This window comes from Corallococcus sp. AB011P, assembly GCF_003611605.1.
GTDB lineage: Bacteria > Myxococcota > Myxococcia > Myxococcales > Myxococcaceae > Corallococcus > Corallococcus coralloides.
Genome location: NZ_RAVX01000024.1, coordinates 1 through 19,533, shown reverse-complemented (window position 1 = coordinate 19,533; position 19,533 = coordinate 1). Strand labels below are relative to the sequence as shown.

Genomic DNA, 19,533 nt, shown 5'->3' with positions numbered 1-19,533 from the left:
CCAACATGTCGTCCACGCCCCACCGGCTCTCCGAATCCCCTTCCGAACAGCGTGAACCGCCGGCCCGAAACCTGGCGCGGGAGGACGCCCCCACCGCGCCCTCCCGGGAGCTGGTGGCCTACGTCGTCCCGCGCCAGGGACAGACGGCGCCCACCGTCGAGGAACTGCGCGGCTTCCTCAAGGAACGGCTGCCGGAGTCACTCATCCCCCAGGCGTGGATGCTGCTGGAGTCGCTGCCCCTCACCATCAACGGAAAGGTGGACCTGCGCGCGCTGCCCGCGCCCCTGCGCCCCCAGGCGGCGCAGGCCTTCCTGCCACCCCAGGGCGCGACGGAGGAGCTCATCGCCGGCACCTGGGCGAGCCTGCTGCGCGTGCCGCGCGTGGGACGGCACGACAACTTCTTCGAGCTGGGCGGACACTCGCTGCTGGCCACCCAGGTGATGTCGCGCCTCAACTCCGCGCTGGGCACCGAGCTGCCCCTGCGCATCCTCTTCGAGGCGGCCACGGTGGCGGGGCTCGCCGCCCGCGTGGAGGGCGCGAGCGCGCAGGGGCCGGGAGAAGCCCTGCCGCCGCTGGTCCCCGCGCCGCGTGACGCGCCCCTGCCGCTGTCCTTCGCCCAGCAGCGGCTGTGGTTCCTCGACCAGTTGGAGCCCGGCCTCACCGCCTACAACGTCGCGGGCGCGGTGCGGCTGCTAGGCCCGCTGGACGTCCAGGCCATGGCGAAGAGCCTCCAGGCGCTCGTGCAGCGCCACGAAACGCTGCGCACCACCTTCGCGCTGGTGGACGGCCAGCCCGTGCAGCGCGTGCACCCCACGGTGGAGGTGCCGGTGCACGTGGAGGCGCTGTCCGGCGCCAGCGGGGACGCCGTGCGCCAGCGCGTGGAGGAGGAGGCGCGCAGGCCCTTCGACCTGGCCACGGGTCCGCTCCTGCGCGCGCGCCTGCTGGACCTGGGCGGCATGGAGCACGTGCTGCTCGTCACGATGCACCACATCATCTCCGACGGCTGGTCCATCAGCGTCTTCGTGCGCGAGCTGGCCGCCTTCTACGGCGCCTTCACCTCCGGGCAGCCCGCCGCGCTGGCGCCCCTGGCCGTGCAGTACGGGGACTTCTCCGTGTGGCAGCGTCAGTGGATGCGCGGCGCGCGGCTGGACGCGCAGCTGGCGTACTGGAAGCAGCAGCTGGCGGGAGCGCCGCCCTCGCTGGAGCTGCCCACGGACCGGCCCCGCCCGGCCGCGCAGCGCTACCGCGGCGCGCGCCACGCCTGGAAGCTGGGCCGGGCGCTGACGGACGCGCTCCAGCAGCTGTCGCGCCGCCAGGACGTGACCCTCTTCATGACGCTGCTGGCGGGCTTCAACGTGCTCCTGGGCCGCTACGCGCGCACGGAGGACGTCGTCATCGGCAGCGCCATCGCCAACCGCGGCCACGTGGAGACCGAGGGGCTCATCGGCTTCTTCGTCAACACGCTGGCGCTGCGCACGGACCTCTCCGGCGACCCGCGCTTCGTGGAGCTGCTGGGCCGCGTGCGGCAGACGACGCTGGGCGCCTACGCCCACCAGGACGTCCCCTTCGAGAAGCTGGTGGAGGCGCTGCAACTGCCGCGCGACCTGAGCCGCCCGCCCCTCTTCCAGGTCATGTTCGCGCTGCAGAACATGCCCCCGCCCCGCCTGGAGCTGGACGGCATGACGCTGACGCCGGTGGACGTGGAGACCGGCTCCGCGCAGTTCGACCTCACCCTGAGCCTCACCGAGGACAAGGACGGCCTGGTCGCCTGGTTCGAATACAACACCGACCTCTTCGACGCGGCCACCGTCCAGCGGCTGGCGGGCCACTACCAGACCCTGCTGGAGGGCGCCGCGCGCGACCCGCGCCTGCGCCTCTCCCGGCTGCCGCTGCTCACGCCCGCGGAGCACCAGCGGCAGCTGCTGGACTGGAACCGCACGGACGTGCCCTGGCGGCGCGACGAGTGCTTCCACGAAGTGTTCGAGGCCCAGGTGGACCGCACACCGGACGCCATCGCGGCCACATGTGAAGGCCGCTCCCTCACGTACCGGGAGTTGGACGCGCGGGCCAACCGGCTGGCGCACCACCTGCTCGCCGCGGGCGTCTCCACGGACCGCATCGTCGCGCTCTTCCTGGACCGGGAGCTGGAGTTCCTCATCGCCATGCTCGCCGTGTGGAAGGCGGGCGGGGCGTACGTGCCCATCGACCCGGCCCTGCCCCGGCACCGGCTGCGCTCCGTCGTGGAGCAGAGCCAGTGCGTGATGCTGCTCACGGAGGAGCGCCACCTCGCGGACGCCCGGGACATCGCCTCCGGCCGCCCCGTAGCGCGGGTGACGGAGCTGCTGGAACAGGACGCGCCCGGGACGCGCCCGGACGTGCACGTGCCGCCGGAGAGCCTCGCCTACGTCATCTTCACCTCGGGCTCCACCGGCATGCCCAAGGGCGTGATGATCGAACACGTCGGCATGCTCAACCACCTGCGTGCGAAGCAGCACACGCTGGGCATCACCGCCAGGGATGTGGTGGCGGAGATCGCCACGCCCAGCTTCGACGTGTCGGTGTGGCAGTTCGTCTGCGCGCTGCTCGTGGGCGCGCGCACGGCCATCTTCAAGGACGAGTCCGCGTGGGAGCCCGTCCAACTGCTGGCGAAGATGCGGGACGAACGGGTCACCGTCCTGGAGACGGTGCCCACGCACATGCGCATCATGCTGGAGGAGCTGGAAGCGAACCCCGGCCGCTACGACCTGTCTGGGATGCGCTGGTTCATCGTGAACGGTGAGCCGCTCTTGCCGGAGCTGTGCGCGCGCTGGTTCAAGCTGTGGCCGGGCGTGCCCATGGTGAACGCCTACGGCGCCACGGAGGTCTCCGACGACAGCGCGCACTACCCCATGCGCTCCGCGCCCTCCATGCACTGGGCCAGCCTGCCCATCAACGGCACGCTGCCCAACCTCCAGGCGTACATCCTGGACACCTTCCTCCAGCCGGTGCCCATCGGCGTCGCGGGGGAGATGTACATCGGCGGCGTCGGCGTGGGGCGCGGCTACCTGGGGGACCCCTTCAAGACGGCCCGGTCCTTCGTGCCGGACCCGTTCGCCACGGAGCCCGGCCAGCGGCTGTACCGCACCGGTGACCTGGTGCGCTTCCTGGAGGACGGCAGCATCGAAGTGCTGGGCCGCATCGACCACCAGGTGAAGATCCGCGGCTTCCGCATCGAGATTGGCGAAGTGGAGGCCGCGCTCGCCCAGCACCCGGCCCTGCGGGACTCGGTCGTCGTCGCGCGCGGGGACAAGGGCCACGCGAAGCGGCTGGTGGCCTACGCCGCCGTCAAGGAGGCGGAAGCCGTCACCCCGGCCGCGCTCGCGGAGCACCTGTCCAGCCGGCTCGCGGACTACATGGTGCCGTCCGCCTTCGTGCTGATGGACGCGCTGCCGCTGTTGCCCAACGGCAAGGTGGACCGCAACGCGCTCCCCGCGCCGGGAGAGGGCGACCAGGGTTCGCTCACCGCGTACGTGGCGCCCCGCACGCCGCTGGAGCAGCGGATCGCGGACGTCTGGGCGGACCTGCTGGGCCTGCCCCGCGTGGGCGCGGAGGACAACTTCTTCGCGCTCGGCGGGCACTCGCTGGTGGCCATCCAGTCCAACGCGAAGCTGCGCGCCCTCACCGGCGTGGAGCTGTCCGTGCGCGACCTCTTCGAAGGCCAGACGGTGGCGCGCATCGCGCAGCGCATCGAGGCCTTGCAGAGCGTCCCCGCGGACGGTGCCGCGCCGGCGGTGGCGCTGCCGCCCCTGCGCAGGCTGGAGCCCCGGGCGCACTACCCGCTGGCCACGTACCAGTTCCCCGAGTGGTACATGCACGAGCTGGAGCCGGACAGCCCGTTCTACAACGTGTGCATCGGCGACCTGGTGCTCACCGGCGCCCTGGACCTGGACGCCTTCACCCGCGCCTGGCAGACGCTGGTGGACCGCCACGACATCTTCCGGCTGCACTTCGGTTACGTGGACGGCCAGCCCGTGCAGTACGTCCGCCCGCACGTGGCCGTCACCCGCGAGTCGCTGTACCTGGACCGGCGCGACGTCCCGGACGCGGACTTCCACGCGGAGGTGCAGAGGCTGGCGCGGCACCACAGCGGGCAGTCGCTCGACTTCGAGAACGGCCCCATGTTCCACGTGAAGCTCGCGCACTTCTCCGGCGACCGCTTCCTCGTCCTCTTCCTCGTCCACCACATCATCTGGGACGAGACCTCCACCATGAACCTGGCGCGGGAGCTGAGTGAGCTCTACAACGCCTTCCGCGCGGCGCGAGCCCCTCGCCTGCCGGAGCTGCGGCTGGGCTACGTGGACTACGCCGCGTGGATCCACGGCGCCGTGGCCTCCGGAGGCCTGGAGCCCCAGCGCCGCTACTGGCTCCAGAAGTTCGCCACGCTCCCGCCGCCCCTGGAGCTGCCGCTCGACTTCCCGCGCCCCGCCTTCCAGACGTTCAACGGCGCGGAGGTCCACCGCGTCATCCCCAGGGAGCGGAGCGCCGCCATCGACGCCTTCGCCCGCCGGCACCACACCACGCTCAACATCGTCTTCCTCTCCGCGCTGCACGCGCAGCTGCACCGGCTGAGCGGACAGCGGGACTTCGTGGTGGGCACGCCCATCGCCAACCGCGACGACGAGCGCGTGGCGCCGCTCCTGGGGCTCTTCGCCACCGCGCTGCCCATGCGCTGCACCGTGCGGTCCGGCATGACCTTCCAGCAGCTGCTGGAGGACACGCGCCAGACGGCGGCGGAGGCCTATGACCACCACGTCTACCCCAGCGTGCTGGCCATCCAGGAGCTGAACCCGGACGCGGACCTGTCCCGCAACCGCCTCTTCTCCGTGATGTACGGGCTGCAGAACAACAAGCTGCGGCTCGCCGACGAGGTCCGCTTCGACGGGCTCCAGCTGGAGTTCCTGCGCGGCATCGAGGTCGCCGAGAGCGAGACGTCCAAGTTCGACCTCACGTACATCGTGGACCACGTCGCCAGCGGCGTCATCGTCCGGCTCAACTACAACACCGACCTGTTCAAGGCCGCGACCGCGGAGCGGATGCTGGAGCAGTACCTCTCGCTCGTCGAACAGCTGGTGGCGGACCCCACCCGCGCGCTCGCGGACTACCGGATGTTGTCCACGACGTCGGAGCAGCGGCTGCTGCACGCGTTCAACGACACGGCGCTGCCCTTCGACGCGGACACCGGCGTGCACCGCATGGTGGAAGCACAGGTGGAGCGCACGCCGGACGCGGTGGCGCTGTCCTGGGAGGGCGGACACCTCACGTACCGGCAGCTCGACCGCGAGGCCAACCGCTGGGCCCACCACCTGCGGGCGCACGGCGTGGGCCCGGAGGACCGGGTCGGCGTGCGACTGGAGCCGTCACCGGAGCTGGTGCTCGCGCTGCTGGCCGTGCTCAAGTCGGGAGCCGCGTACGTGCCCGTCAGCCCGGAGCATCCGGAGGAGCGTCAGGCCCAGGTGCTGGACGCGGCAGGAGCCCGGCTGCTCATCACCCTGGGGCAGCCGGTTGAAAGCCTCCAGCGCCCGGGGCTGACGGTGCTCTCCATGGACGCGGAGCGCGCTGGCGTCGCGTCCCGGCCCCCCACCGCTCCGGCGGGTTCGCTGGGGGGCCGCGCGCTGGCCTACGTGCTGTTCACGTCGGGCACCACGGGCGTGCCGAAGGGCATTGAAATCGAGCACCGGGGCATCGCCAACGTCGTCGCCTCCACCCAGCGGGACTACGCGCTGGACGCGAGCGACGCGGTGCTGCTGCTCACCTCGTTCACGTTCGACCCGTTCGTGCTGGACCTCTACTGGCCGCTGACCGTGGGCGCGCGGGTGGTGATTCCGCCGCACGCCGCGGCCCGCTCGCCCCAGTACCTGGCAGAGGTCGTGCGCCGCGAATCCATCACCCTGTTCCAGTGCGTGCCCCTGATGCTGGGGGAGCTGGTGGACGCGCGGCGTGCCGGGCGCATCCCGGAGCTGCCGTCGCTTCGGCGGATCCTCTCCGGCGGCGCGTACCTGCCGCGCGAGCTGCGCGACGCGTTCCTCGCGACGTTCCCCGCACGTCTGGCGAACCACTACGGCCCCACGGAGGTCACCGTGGACGCCAGCCGCTTCGACTGCGCGCGGCCGGTGGAGGGCGACATCGTTCCGCTGGGCCGGCCCATCGCCAACACGCGCCTCTACCTGTTGGATGAAGCGCTGCGCCCCGTGCCCTTCGGCGTCACGGGCGAGTTGTACGTGAGCACGCCAGGGCTCGCGCGAGGCTACCTGGGCGACCCGGCGCGCACCGCTCGCGCCTTCCTGCCAGACCCCTTCCACCCGGAGCCGGGCACGCGGATGTACCGCACCGGAGACCTGGGCCGGTACACCGAGGCGGGCGACGTCGAGTTCATCGGCCGCGTGGACAAGCAGGTGAAGGTCCGCGGCAACCGCGTGGAGCTGGAGGAGATTGAATCCCGGCTCGCCGCGCACCCGGCCGTGGCCGGCTGCATCGTGCGGCACGCGAAGAAGCCGGGCGGCGGCGACGGTCTGGTGGCCACCGTGGAGCTGCACGAGGCCGCGAGCACGCTCCAGGGAGAGGGCCTGCGCTACCGGATGTTCACGCTCGCCCAGCGCCCGGAGCTGAAGCGGGCCATGGACGACCTGCACGTGGGCGCGTGGCCGGACTTCTTCGCGGGGGACACCGTCCTGCGCGAGCTCTGGCCGAGGCTCGCGGAGGAGTTCGCCGCGCACCAGTTCGCGCTCGTCGACGAGGACGACGCGGTGGTGGCCGCCGGCAACGCGCTGCCCATCCGTTGGGACGGCACGCGCGAGGGCCTGCCCGCGGGTTGGGACGCGGGGCTGCGGCAGGGCTTCGAGGACGCGGCGCGCGGCGTCCCCGCCGACACGCTGATGATCCTCACCGGCGTGGTGGCCGAGGACGCCCTGGGCCGGGGCCTCGCCACGCTCATCCTGCGGGGCTTCAAGGCGCTGGCGCGCGCGCACGGGCTGGGCCGGGTGGTCGTCCCGGTGCGGCCCACGGGCAAGGCGTCGCGCCCGGACCTGTCCTTCGAGCAGTGGTGCCACGCGCGCCGCGAGGACGGACAGCTCCAGGACCCGTGGCTGCGCATCCACGAGCGCGTGGGCGGGCGGATGCTCCACGTGGAGCCGCGCTCACAGTACATCCGCGCGGACCTGGCCTCGTGGGAGCGGTGGAGCGGCCAGCGGCTCACCGCGTCCGGCGAGTACACGCTCCCGGGCACCATGCAGCCGGTGACGGTGGACGTGGAGCAGGGCTTCGGCGAGTACCACGACCCGAGCGTGTGGATGGAGCACCCCCACGCGCAAGGCGAGGCCTCCCCGTGGCAACACGTGGACGGCGCCCGGCTCCAGGACTTCCTCGCGAGGACGCTGCCGGACTACATGCTGCCGGAGCGCTACCAGTTCGTCTCGCGCCTGCGCCGCCATCTCAGCGGCAAGGTGGATGAGCGGGCCCTGCCCCCGGCCTTTGGCGACGAAGGGCCCGCCGCGCCGCCGGTCGCGCCCCAGACGCCGCTCCAGGAGCGGCTGGCGGCCCTCTGGAAGGAGGTGCTGGGCCTGACCAGCGTGGGCATCCACGCGGACTTCTTCGAGCTGGGAGGGCACTCCATGCGCGCCCTCCAGCTGCTGGCGCGCCTGACCGACCAGTTCGGCGTGACGCTGGGCCTGCGGCAACTGCTCAAGCACCGCACCATCCACGGCCTGGAGAAGCTCGTCGGCGACGCCCTGGCCACCCGGGCCGCCGCTCCGGACGCGGCGACTTCCCCGGCGGTCCCCCTCACGGCCGTGCCCGTGGCGGAAGCAGCCGGGGCGCCCTCCCTCGTGGGCCAGGGCGAGGCCGTGGGCCACCACGGGGAGCTGCTCCAGGGCGTGTTCCGCGACGCGGACGGGCGCCTGCACCGGGGCCTGCTGTCGCTGCCGTGCGGCATGCTGCGCTCGGAGGCGCGCTTCCAGCTCACGTCCGGCGCGGGGCTCACCGTGGAGCCCGCGTGGAAGACCAAGGCGGGCCGGGCCGCCGCGCTCACCCTGGAGTGGGCGGGCGTGGAGCCGCGCGGCGCGCACCTGGTGGTGCACAGCAACATCCCGGTGGGCTGGGGGCTGGGCTCGTCCACGAGCGACGTGGTGGCCACCATCCGCGCCGTGTCCGCGGCGCTGGACCGGCCGCTGACGCCGGAGGACACCGCGCGGCTGGCGGTGAAGGCGGAGACGGCGTCGGACTCCACCATCTTCGGCAACAGCGCCCTGCTCTTCGGACATCGCGAGGGCGTCGTGCTCCACCGCTTCAGCGGCGAGGTGCTCGACCTGCGGGTGGTGAGCATCAACCTGGACGCGGGCGGCAAGGGCGTGGACACCCTGGCCCACGCGCCCGCCCGCTACGACAGCGAGGAGATCGAGACGTTCCAGCGCCTGCGAGCGTCGCTGGAGCAGGCGCTCGCGACGCGGGACTACCGGCTGCTGGGAGAGGTGGCCACGGCCAGCGCCCGCATCAACCAGCGCTTCCTGCCCAAGCCCCACTTCGAAATGCTGCTGGAGGTGATGGAGTCCTCCGGCGCGGTGGGGCTCCAGGTGGCGCACAGCGGAACGGTGGCGGGGCTCCTCTTCGACCCGCGCACGCCGGACGTGGAGGCGCGGTTGTCCAGGTGCCAGGCGCTCCTCGCGGAGCGGGGCTTCCCTGACACGTGGCGCTTCTCCAGCCGAGACCGGGGCCGGCCCGCCCCCGCCTGACGCGCCCTACGCGGGAGGCCGATGCGCGGCGACGTAGCCGCGCATCACCTCCTGGAAGAAGCGCCGTCCGACGAAGAAGCCGCCCAGCGGAGCACCGGACCAGAGGTCCCCGGTGGACGGGTCGAGGATCCACGGCGTGATGTCGACACCCTCCGCGCCCGAGGCCCTGCGCAGCGCTCCCAGCCGCGCCCGGTCCTCGGACATGGGCGGCCGTCCCAGCTCGAACACCTCGATGGACGCACGCCGCGCCGGGGAGCGCGCCGCGCCGGCATCGAGGCCGCGAAGGGCCAGCGCCGTCACCTGCTCGCGCGTCAGGGAGAAGCGCCGCTCCGGGGTCTCCTCACGGTCCACCATGCACGCCAGCTTCAGCCCGCGCGCGTCCCACCGGTGCACCACCACGTCCACGGCGTCCGCCAGGGCCTGGGCTCCGTCGGGGGCGCCCCACACGAAGCCGCGCTCGGCGATGGCGCGGTGGGCGAAATAGGAAGCGAAGGACGCGGCATCACCGCGCTGCTTGGGAGAGGTCGTCATGGGAGAGGGGCACGCGCCGCCTCGATTCTAATTCCAACAGCCCCCCGCGAGCGAAGCCCAGGAGGCCCGCACACGATGGACGACGCACCCCGGCTGTGGACCCGCGGGTGCATGCGGGGGCCACGGGGGGATTCATCACCGCGAGCGCGCGGATGCCCCCGGTGTTCGCCGCCGCGCCACCGCACGGTCATCCAGATTGCGCGCAACAACGAACTCAACAGCCAGGAGCCCACCCGGGCACGGCTGCCTCAAAACCTGTCCGACAGTCGGTCAGGTTGAGGCGTCGCGTCTCCAACGGACCTCCAACTCCCTATTCACGCCCGGCGGTGGCTGCGGCGGTACGCGCCGGGAGCGGTCCCGTCCCAACGCTTGAAGGCCCGGTTGAAGGACGCCTCGCTCTGGTAGCCGATGGCCGGAGCGACCTCGCTCAGGGGCAGCTCGCTTTCGCGCAGGAGCTGGGCGGCCTTGATCATCCGCCACCCGACCAGGTACTCCAGCGGCGGCTCTCCCACGAGCTCGCTGAAGCGCGCGGCGAAGCCGGACCGCGACAGGGCCACGGAGGACGCGAGGCTCTCCACCGTCCAGGGCTCCTCGGGGCGCTCGTGGATGAGCGCGAGCGCCTTGCCAATCTGCGGATCCGCCAGCGCCCGCAGCCCGCTCTCCCGGCACGACTCCTCCGACTTCATGATGTGCGCTCGCAGGGCCTGCACCAGCAGGATGTCCGCGAGCCGGCTCATGATGACGGTGGCGCCCGGGTGCGACGACGCGCTCTCCGTCAGCAGCAACTGCACCGTGGACGCCAGTGAAGGTGCCGTCGCCGCGTCGTCCGCGGCCAGGTGGATGACACGAGGCAGCTCCTTGAAGAGGAGCGTGCGCGGCGCGACGCCCAACTGGAACGACGCCGCGACCAGCGTCGTCCGCTCTCCGTCGCCGCCCAGCCGGATGGAACCCTTTCCCCGGGCGCTCGCGCAGGCTCCCGGAGCAAGGACATGAACGGGGCTGTCCTCCGCGTCGCGCAGCGTGTGGCCTCCGCCATGCGGCAGCACCGCCAGGTCCCCCGCGGACAGCTCCAGGGCGCCTGGAACGCCCTCCACCTCCAGCCGGGCCCCGCCGCGCGCGACGAGGATGATGTGCGCGCCCGGGGACGTCCCGAACTGGAGCCCCCACGGCGCGAACAGCTCGAAACGGCCGTGCATCCGGGTGGACAGGCGCAGGGTGTCCAGCACGTCCGCCAGCACATCCGCACCCTGTCCCTCCAGCACTCCTGGACGATCGGTCAATTTATTTGGACTGGATGCCATGGAACGTCCATAGCGCCTGGAGCATTCAACGGCCATGGCAAATACACTGAAGCTGCTCTCCCCCTTGCGTCTGGGCCGGCTCGAACTGAAGAACCGGCTGGTGATGGCCCCCATGACCCGCAGCCGGGCGCTGGTGGACGGCAACGTCCCCAACCCCCTGGCGGTGACCTATTACGTGCAGCGGGCGTCCGCGGGCCTCATCGTCTCGGAGGGCACCCAGGTCAGTCCCCAGGGCGTCGGGGGCATCCGCACGCCGGGCATCCACTCGCCGGAGCAGGTGGCGGGCTGGCGCAAGGTGACGGACGCGGTCCACGCGGCGGGCGGCCTCATCTTCGCGCAGCTGTGGCACGTGGGGCGCGTCTCGCACCCGGACTTCCATGGCGGCGAGCTGCCGGTGGCCCCCTCCGCCATCGCGGTGGAGCAGGAGGTCTTCACGTTCCAGGGCAAGAAGCGCGCGGGGACGCCCCGGGCCCTGGAGACGCATGAGCTCCCCGGCATCGTCGAGCAGTTCCGCCAGGCCGCTCGCAACGCGAAGGAGGCCGGCTTCGACGGCGCGGAGCTGCATGGCAGCAACGGCTACCTGTTGGACCAGTTCCTGCGGGACGGCTCCAACCAGCGCACGGACGCGTACGGCGGCAGCATCGAGAACCGGGCGCGCCTCCCGCTGGAGGCGGCGCGGGCGGTGGCGGAGGTGTTCGGCGCGGACCGCGTGGGCTACCGGCTCTTTCCGCAGAACTTCCCGTACACGGGCATGCACGACTCCACGCCCGCGGAGACGTTCGCGTACATCGCGCGGGAGCTGGGCAAGCTGGGCCTGGGCTACCTGCACGTGACGGAGCTCGTCACGGGCCCCGCCGCTCCGGCGCCCGAGCAGCGCATCACTCCGGCGCTCCGCAAGGCCTTCCCGGGCGTCCTCATCGCCAATGGGGGCTACGACGCGCAGGCCGGTGAAGCAGTCATCGAGCGCGGCGAGGCGGACCTCGTGGCGTACGGCGTGCCGTTCCTCGCCAACCCGGACCTGCCGGAGCGCTTCCGCCGGTCCGCCCCGCTCAACACGCCGGACGCGTCGACCTTCTTCCAGGGCGAGGAGCAGGGCTTCACCAGCTACCCGGCGCTCACCTGAGCCCGGAAGGGAACCATCATGAGCACGCAGCGAATGGACGTCCTGGAGCGAAGGCTGGAGCGGATCATCGACCTGCCGGAGCCCACGCAGGGGCAGTTCGGGCCCGCGCACACGGTGGTGCCGGTCATCTCACCGGAGGACTACGCGCGGTCGGATCCGTTCATCTTGTTGATGGACGACCGCATCGACGGCAAGCCCATCGGCGGGCCGCATCCGCACGCGGGCTTCGAGACGGTGACCCTCGTGGTGAAGGGCGGGATGACCCACGACAGCGGCAGCCTGGGTGAAGGCGACGTGCAGTGGATGACGGCGGGCAGCGGCGTCATCCACGGCGAGGGACTGGAGGGCGACCTGGGCCAGGCGCGCATCCTCCAGCTCTGGCTCACGTTGCCAAAGGCCCAGCGCTGGGTGCCCGCGGGCTACCAGGACCTGCCGTACGCGGAGCTGCCGGTGCGGCGCGAGCCGGGCGTGGAGGTGCGGCTGTACAGCGGCACGTCGGGGACGGTGCGGTCGGCGACGAAGAACTACGTGCCCGTCACGCTGGCGGAGCTCCAGTTGGAGCCGGGCGCGTCCATCGCGCAGGAGCTGCCCGCTTCGTACAACGGCTTCTTCTACGTGCTGGAGGGAGAGGTCGCGGTGGGGCCGGACCGGCGGGCGCTGAAGCCCGGACAGGTGGGCTGGCTGGACCGGCCGGTGTCGGGAGGCGACAGCACGGTCCGCGTCACCGGGACGACGCGGGCGCGGGTGCTGCTGTACGCGGGTCAGCCGCAGCACGAGCCGCTGGTGAGCCACGGGCCGTTCATCGGGGACACCCAGGAGGACATCCTGAGGTCCTTCGAGGGGTACCGCGCGGGCCGCTTCGGTCCGCCACCGCCGAGGTAGCGAACCGCGGAGCCGCGAGCGTCAGCGGCTCTCGACGGGGGCCGGCGCCAGGGTGGCGCCGGCCGGCGCGCCGGAGTTCGCGCGCTCCAGGTGCGGGCCCAGCTGGCCCATCAGCATCAGCCCGGCCATGCGGAAGTCGGAGATGAACGACCAGAGCGGGTACTTGAAGGTCGCGGGGCGGTTGTGCTCGATCTTGAAGTGGCTGGCCCAGGCGAAGCCGTAGGCGCACACCAGGGCGGCGGGAATCAGCGCGCCGCGTCCGGTGACGGCGGCGGTGATACCCAGACCCACGCCCAGGCTGGTGCCGGCGAGGTGCAGCCAGCGTGTCGACGCATGCGAATGCTCGCGCAGGTAGAACGGCCAGAACTCGGCATAGGTCTGGATGCGGTCGGACATGAAGTGAAGTTGTGTCCAGCTGCCCGCCTCTCGTCAACCCATGAGGGCCTCCTTCGTGCCTGCACCGACACCGGTCGGCTCCGCCAGGGCCGCAACCCGGACGGGGACCGAGGGCAGGAGGGCAGCCAGGCGGTCCTCGACGCGGCCTGTCGTTTTCGGACGGACCGGGAACAATCCGGTACGGACGGCCCAGACGGAAGGAGGCGCGAACCGCGCGTGTCGTGAAAGACTCGGGGGCGCGCATGAGTGACTGGACGCCCAAGCTGAACCCCACGGTGGACCTGCGGCGGCTCCCGCTGAACGCGGAGGAGGGCTTCGTGCTGTCGCGGCTGGACGGCCACACGCGCGAGAAGGACCTGCCCGCGCTGACGGGGTTCCCGCCAGACAAGCTGCGAGACATCCTCACGAGGCTGGTGTCCCAGGGAGCGCTGCTGCCGGGCACGGAGGCCGCGAGTCCCGTGAACACGGTGCGGCCGCCGGAAGCTCCGGCCCCGTTGACGGATCATCCCGCGCCGGCGCTCGACGCGAGCGACACCGAACCGCTGCCGGAGGCGGAGTCCTCGGACGGCTCCGACGACGAAGCCGGCCCCGTGGACGACGTACCGGAGACGGTGCAGGGCGACTACCGCAAGCTCTTCGAGACGCGGCTGCACGCGCTGCCGGAGGACCAGCGGGTGGCGCTCGCGCACGGGGCGGAGGACCCGGAGCTGTCCGCGCTGTGCTTCGACCCGGTGCCCGCCGTCATCAAGGCCGTGCTGGAGAACTCGCGAGTGGGCCTCGCGCACGCACGGCTCATCGCGAGGCACCACCGCAACCCCGTGGGCCTGGAGGCGCTGGTGGCCCGAGCCGCCTTCGCGTCCGACACAGGCGTGCGCCGCTTCCTCGTGCGCAACCCGCAGCTGCCGGCCGCCCTCTTCCGCCGCCTGTGGGCGATGCGCCGGCTGATGGAGCACCACAAGCTCACGGTGGACCGCGACGTGCCGGAGCAGACCCGCCGCACCGCGCGCGAGCTGTTGCGCCAGCGCTTCTCCACCGGCCCGTCCGAGGAGAAGGTGGAGCTCATCCTCAACACGGAAGGCCGAGCCCTGGGCGCGCTCGTGGGCATGCCGGTGGACGGCAAGACGACGTCGCTCCTGTGCGGGCGCACGTACCGTTCGCCCATGCTGGTGCAGAACATCGCGCGCTGGAGCGCCGCGCCGCCCGCGCTCATCGCGCACCTGCTCAAGCAGGAGCTGGTCCGCCGTCAGCCCCAGCTCCGCATGATGCTCGCGCGCCACCCCAACGCCCCCGCTGACGCGAAGCGACTCTCTTAGCAATGCCAAGGCCGCAAGGATGCAAGACGACGTTTCTGGTAGTGCCCACGTGCTGGTGGCAACATGAGGCCTTAGAGTCGAATTTGACGAGATCAAAGCTCCACGTCGTCAGCCCCCCAATGCGCTCCCAGAGCCGCGAGCAAACGCTACCCACCCAAGCGCGCCCGCCCACCTCAACCCCAAAAACACACAAACCCACAGCCTAAAACCACAGCATGGAAAAGTCAAAAACATACAGCGCAATCTTCTTCCGTCAACGCCCAGACGCGCCCCTACAAGTAGCCTTCACGGCACCAAGCAGCGAGATTGACCAATGGGCCAGGGTTCCAACAAAGCGCACCGGCAATGTAAGAAATTTCCAACGAGCAGAAATTCCCAAACACATTGAAGAAGTTGGGCAGTTCTTCAACAACACTGCCAACGCCTCACCGACCGCAGTCGTCATTGGCTTTGACCCCCTCCGCTCTCAGGGACGGCTCTCCGCCAAAGACAGCACCGGAAAGCCAATCAAGGATTCCGACATCACACCGAACACCCCCACCACGGGCACTATCCAGGTCAAATGGACCGAACTACCGCTATCTCAAGACCCCACTGAAACCATAAAAACAATCCTCTCAAGCGTCCCAGCCCTCAAGAACATCACCTACCTCGAACTAACAGATATCACAAAAATAAAAGAAGACACACTGGACGAACTTTCAAACCTATTCGACAAGCAAATACAATCCGGGAAAACCATTGCCCTCGACGAACCCACAGAGGAGAGCACGACTCATGAAACAGAAGACTCTCCGTCCGAAGCCGAATTCCCTCAAGAAATCCAGGAAAAGCTCTCCGGGCTTTCTCCAGGCGAGCAGCAGATTGTCGCAGGGAGATTGACGCTACTAGGCCATCTAAAGGCAGAACTCCTTCAAGAGCGAAGTGCAAGCTTCCTCAAAACCATCCACCAGGACATACAAGACGAACTCAAGCCAGGAATCCTGATTGATGGCCAACATAGAGTCATGGGAACAAAGAACCTGGGCGACATTCCGTTTCTCGTCACAGCACTGCCAACTGCCAACTGGCCGGAACTGGCCTTTCAATTCATTGTAACAAACAGAACCGCACGAAGAGTGCCAGAAAGTCTACTCATCAGCATTGTCGGCAACTCACTCTCAAAGAGCCAAAGAGCCCAAATCGAACAGCGACTTCGCCAAGCAAATATCCGCGTCGGCCTTATTGAGGCAGTCATGCGGATTCACGAGGACGAGCAAAGTCCCTTCTTTGGATTGCTCGCCTTTGGGCTCAAGAAAGAAGATGGATTCCTTGATGCTGCAGCCATGCGCGGCAAAGTTGTTCAAATCTGGTATGAGCGCCAGTCGCCCATTCTTGAACTATTCGATCACCTCAACCAAGGAAAGCGGAGAACAGATCGAACCGAGTATTGGAAATCGGAAGAACTCTGGTTTGAGATGTTCATAGCCTTTTGGAGCGCCACAAGAGAGCGCTACAAGGGTTCAGGAGTGTTTTCATCAGAGCTCAAAGACAAAAACAAAAAACTACCGGCATCCAAACTGATGACCGCCACGGTTCTGAAGATTTTCCAAGAGACCGTCCTTGGCTACTTAAATAAGTTTCTTCAGACGAAATCCACAACCGAAGGGACTCCACTAAACCAGTCACTGCCGAACGCTGATAAGTTCTCAGAACTAGTAAAAAACACCCTCACACCCTTGTCGCCTGAATTTTTCACAGAGTGGGGGTTGAGCGGATTCGACGGTAGCAAAGGGGCTCGCGACGACCTGAGCGACGCAATTCGAAAAGTCCTCTCCCACGAAAAAACGATCGCGCAGCTAAAAAACAAGAAGAACCCTCATCGTCTCTTCAAGCAGCAAGATTAGCAAATTAAACATCATCGGATTGCCTGCCCAATGAGCACCAACACGAACGCACCACACCAAGGCGTGACAACATTGGAGAGCGCACTACGACAGACTCTCGGTGCGGTCTTTGATGATGAACTGCGTGCACTAGTAGAAGGCAAGCAGTGGTATTCGAGTTCTCTTTCTAGCGCAGAAGTCTTTCGATTCTGGGTAAGAGAGAATATTGAGACCCGGAATGACGCACTATGGGTCTTCCAGGCGCTTCGAGCCTCCGAACGGAAGAGCCTACTTGTAAATCTGGGGATAGAGAAATCATTAATAGCGGGTGAACCACCCCAGGAATGGGCGAATCGCGTACTCGATGCGGTGGGCCTGCCCAGAATGGCTGTTTTTGGCCTAAAGAGCGTGCGAACCGCATGGCTCGATATTCAGCAACTAGCGATATCCCAACAGGACGAGAAGGCGGCGGCACTAAGCCGGCAGCGCGCCGAACGTCTACTTCGAACTGTTCTACTTTTCTACCTATCCATTGGCCACGACAAGGCCTTTGCAGAAATCCTTGCAGACCCCGGCACTCTCAACATTCCAAGACGACTCCAGAAAATCGTTTCACCTGACCTAGAGAACACGCGAAAAGAACTCGCATCAGTCATTTGCGAGGATGGCTGGGCAGACTTAGGCTTTCTCAATCTTGCCCTAAGGAAACTATCTTCAAAGCTGGAGAAAATTGGTACAACCGACATTCGGGATGTACCGCTTCAAATCTTCACGCCTCCGGAACAGAGCCAGTTCAACAACCTCAGCACCGCTCTGCAACCATACACTCACGACAAGCCTTCAGCCTTTAAATCACGAAGACTCCAACTAGAAGAGGCAATAGCAGGAGTGATTGCCGTCGTCGACGGAATGATTTCCCGCAATGTAATTCCAGACGAAATGCTCGTTGTTGAGTCCTGCAATGGAATTCTTGGCCCTGAGTTTCGTGGGATTCTCGACACAGGCCAGGAGCGAAGGCTCTCAACAAACAACTTGCCTCCGGTAGGTCGTAGAATTTTATTCATTGCTAGAGCGCCATGCGACTTTGCACATTGCGTATGGATGCCGACCCCTTGGCCTACTCATTGACAGCCCCCTAACAAATGTCAGGGCAGAAGCGACGTAGGAGTATGACGCAGCAACCGCGGAGGAGAAATCCGAAGTGGTCGTTGCCCCTGCGTCTGTCTTCGACTCGAAGCCGGCGCAACTGGCTCTTTCAGGCCAGCGGTAACCGTCCGGCCAATGACGTGCCGTGAGGGATTGCTGGCGAAGCGGCGCGCGGCGGACGATTCAGGGCATGGCGAAGCAGGTGGAGAATCCGGAGTGGGCGCGCATCGAGGAGGCCTTCGAGGCGAGCGGGCAGACGCAGCGGGAGCTCGCGTTGGCGCACGGCGTGCGGTTGCTCACGTTGCAGTCGTGGGTGTTCCGTAACCGTCCGTAACCGTCCGGCCAATGACGTGCCGGGAGGCTTGATGACAGACGCGGACCGTGCTCGGCGAGCGCCGCGAGGAGTCCGCTGTTCAGGGACTGGGCTGGAGGGGTGACTCGGGCGGGGCAGCAGCGCGCCGCCGCTTCCACTCGTGGGGTAGCAGCTCACCGATGCGCGAGTGGGGGTGCGTCTGCACGCGCAACAGGACGTCGGCGAGGTAGGTCTCGGGATTGACCTGGTTGGCCTCGCAGGTGGCGACGAGGGCATAGAGGCCGGCGAGATTCGCCCCCGCGGCCTCGTGGCCGACGAAGAGAAAATTCTTCCGGCCCAGGGCCGCCTTGCGCAGCGCCGATTCCGAGCGGTTGTTGTGTATCCGTCCGGCCAGTGACGTGCCGGGACGCTTGAAGACAGGCCCCGGCCGTGCTCAGCGAGCGCCGCGAGGAGTGAGCTGGTCAGGGACTGGGCTGGAGGGGTGACTCGAGCGGGTCAGCGGCGCGTCGCCGCTTCCACTCGTGAGGTAGCAGCTCACCGATGCGCGAGTGTGGGTGCGTCTGGACGCGTAGCAGGACATCCGCGAGGTAGTCCTCGGGATTAACCTGGTTGGCCTCGCAAGTGGCGACAAGAGCGTAGAGGTCGGCGAGGTTTGCCCCCGCGGCCTCGTGGCCGACGAAGAGAAAGTTTTTACGCCCCAGGGCAATGGGGGTTTCATTGTGCGTCACCTCTTCGGGGTGTTGTCGACCGCATAGGCTTGCGCGCGCCTCGCGGGCTCGTACGACGCTTCTGGGCTGCCTCGAGCACGTGCGCGGCTCGCAGGTCCTCCACTCGAATCTGCCATGGCGCATCCGGCATCACCTGCTTGGCGGGCAGCAGTCCACGCTGGATGAGTTTTCGAATCACCTGGCTCGGCACGCCGAGCGCTACAGCGGCATCCCGCATCGTGAGCCAGGCGCCGTCCTCGCGGGCGGGGGCATAGGCTGGAATCCGGGCCGTCCGCCTGTACGCGGCGACGCGACCCTCGGTCCACTCAAGGCCTTGGCCCGTTCGTAACCGTCCGGCCAACGACGTGCCGTGAGGGATTGCCGGGGTAGCGGCGCGCAGCGGACGCTTCCGGGCATGGCGAAGCAGGTGGAGCAGCCGGAGTGGGCGCGCATCGCGGAAGCCTTCGAGGCGAGCGGGCAGACGCAGCGGGAGTTCGCGTTGGCGCGGGGCGTGCGGCTGAGCACGTTGCAGTCGTGGGTATACCGGGCACGCCGGGCCACGCTGTCACGAGCCGAGCCGGTGCGGTTGTTGCCCGTGCAAGTGGCGGCGTCCCCCGAAGCGACGGAGTGCCTGCTGGAGGTGGTGGTCGCGAGCGGAGCGCGGGTGCGATTCGCCGTGGGCACCGACGTGGCGTACGTGGCCCGGCTCGTCGCCGCGTTGGGGCGGTGAGAGGGTGTTCGCACTTCCGGCTTCGGTGCGTGTGGTGCTGGCGGTGGAGCCGGTGGACATGCGCAAGTCGATTGACGGCCTCACGGCGCTGGTGCGTGGCGCATGGGGGGAGGACGTCTACTCGGGGCACCTCTTCGCCTTCGTCTCCAGGCGGGGCGACCGAGTCAAGGTGCTGACGTGGAGTCGGGGCGGCTTCGTGCTTCTGTACAAGCGGCTGGAGACGGGCCGCTTCCGGCTACCCCCGGTGGACGAGGGCGCGCAGGCGGTGACGCTGGACGCCACGCAGTTGGCGATGCTGCTGGACGGCATCGACGTGGCCCAGGTGAGGCGCCAGCCCGCCTGGACGCCTCCCGGGCGTACTGGCACCTGACGTGCCCGGCCCGGGACGCGGCGTGGCGCAGGCGTGTTGAGGCGAAGTGCCGCGCGAGCTTCCGCAAGACCACTTCTGCCCCTGGCGCGAGGAG

At 68.5% G+C, this 19,533-nt stretch carries 12 protein-coding genes and 2 pseudogenes; 9 read left to right on the top strand and 5 right to left on the bottom strand.

What is annotated here, in order from left to right:
- The first annotated feature begins 5 nt into the window (after positions 1–5).
- A complete protein-coding gene (locus D7X30_RS35920) occupies positions 6–8,762 on the top strand; it encodes a non-ribosomal peptide synthetase (RefSeq protein WP_120567487.1) in 8,757 nt (2,918 codons plus the stop codon).
- A 6-nt stretch (positions 8,763–8,768) separates the two neighbouring features.
- On the opposite strand, the gene D7X30_RS35915 is transcribed toward D7X30_RS35920, so the two are convergent.
- Both D7X30_RS35915 and D7X30_RS35910 read right to left on the bottom strand, forming a co-directional pair.
- Positions 8,769–9,293 carry a hypothetical protein gene (locus D7X30_RS35915; protein ID WP_147443404.1) on the bottom strand — a complete coding sequence of 175 codons (525 nt, stop codon included), beginning with the start codon at positions 9,291–9,293 and terminating at the stop codon, positions 8,769–8,771.
- Between the two features lie 314 nt (positions 9,294–9,607).
- Positions 9,608–10,573: an AraC family transcriptional regulator gene (locus D7X30_RS35910; RefSeq protein WP_233592007.1), complete on the bottom strand. Its 966-nt coding sequence runs from the start codon at positions 10,571–10,573 to the stop codon at positions 9,608–9,610.
- 55 nt (positions 10,574–10,628) lie between these two features.
- On the opposite strand from D7X30_RS35910, the gene D7X30_RS35905 reads away from it, so the two are divergent.
- Positions 10,629–11,717 carry an alkene reductase gene (locus tag D7X30_RS35905; protein WP_120567484.1) on the top strand — a complete coding sequence of 363 codons (1,089 nt, stop codon included), beginning with the start codon at positions 10,629–10,631 and terminating at the stop codon, positions 11,715–11,717.
- Positions 11,718–11,735: 18 nt separating this feature from the next.
- Positions 11,736–12,599: a pirin family protein gene (locus tag D7X30_RS35900; protein WP_120567483.1), complete on the top strand. Its 864-nt coding sequence runs from the start codon at positions 11,736–11,738 to the stop codon at positions 12,597–12,599.
- A 21-nt stretch (positions 12,600–12,620) separates the two neighbouring features.
- On the opposite strand, the gene D7X30_RS35895 is transcribed toward D7X30_RS35900, so the two are convergent.
- Entirely contained in the window at positions 12,621–12,995 is a 375-nt protein-coding gene (locus D7X30_RS35895) for a DUF962 domain-containing protein (protein WP_120567482.1), read from the bottom strand.
- A 242-nt stretch (positions 12,996–13,237) separates the two neighbouring features.
- Between D7X30_RS35895 and D7X30_RS35890 the strand changes: the two genes are divergently transcribed.
- The 4 genes from D7X30_RS35890 (at position 13,238) to D7X30_RS42100 (ending at position 17,653) form a co-directional block, all read left to right on the top strand.
- Complete coding sequence (locus D7X30_RS35890; RefSeq protein ID WP_199724641.1) at positions 13,238–14,308, top strand: hypothetical protein; 1,071 nt, start codon at positions 13,238–13,240, stop codon at positions 14,306–14,308.
- Between the two features lie 215 nt (positions 14,309–14,523).
- Positions 14,524–16,194 (top strand): hypothetical protein, encoded by a 1,671-nt coding sequence (locus D7X30_RS41765; RefSeq protein ID WP_147443403.1) that lies wholly within the window; start codon positions 14,524–14,526, stop codon positions 16,192–16,194.
- A gap of 30 nt (positions 16,195–16,224) precedes the next feature.
- Positions 16,225–17,301 carry a hypothetical protein gene (locus D7X30_RS41760; RefSeq protein WP_147443402.1) on the top strand — a complete coding sequence of 359 codons (1,077 nt, stop codon included), beginning with the start codon at positions 16,225–16,227 and terminating at the stop codon, positions 17,299–17,301.
- 208 nt (positions 17,302–17,509) lie between these two features.
- A complete protein-coding gene (locus D7X30_RS42100; protein WP_158619446.1) occupies positions 17,510–17,653 on the top strand; it encodes a hypothetical protein in 144 nt (47 codons plus the stop codon).
- A gap of 79 nt (positions 17,654–17,732) precedes the next feature.
- Here the strand turns inward: D7X30_RS42100 and D7X30_RS35885 are convergent.
- A pseudogene (locus D7X30_RS35885) lies at positions 17,733–18,014 on the bottom strand (transposase domain-containing protein); the annotation flags it as partial.
- A gap of 79 nt (positions 18,015–18,093) precedes the next feature.
- Positions 18,094–18,336 (bottom strand): annotated as a pseudogene (locus D7X30_RS35880) (transposase domain-containing protein); the annotation flags it as partial.
- A 418-nt stretch (positions 18,337–18,754) separates the two neighbouring features.
- Between D7X30_RS35880 and D7X30_RS35875 the strand changes: the two are divergent.
- Positions 18,755–19,069 (top strand): hypothetical protein, encoded by a 315-nt coding sequence (locus D7X30_RS35875; RefSeq protein ID WP_120567480.1) that lies wholly within the window; start codon positions 18,755–18,757, stop codon positions 19,067–19,069.
- Between the two features lie 4 nt (positions 19,070–19,073).
- A complete protein-coding gene (gene tnpB, locus D7X30_RS35870) occupies positions 19,074–19,439 on the top strand; it encodes an IS66 family insertion sequence element accessory protein TnpB (RefSeq protein WP_147443401.1) in 366 nt (121 codons plus the stop codon).
- The last annotated feature ends 94 nt before the right edge of the window (positions 19,440–19,533 follow it).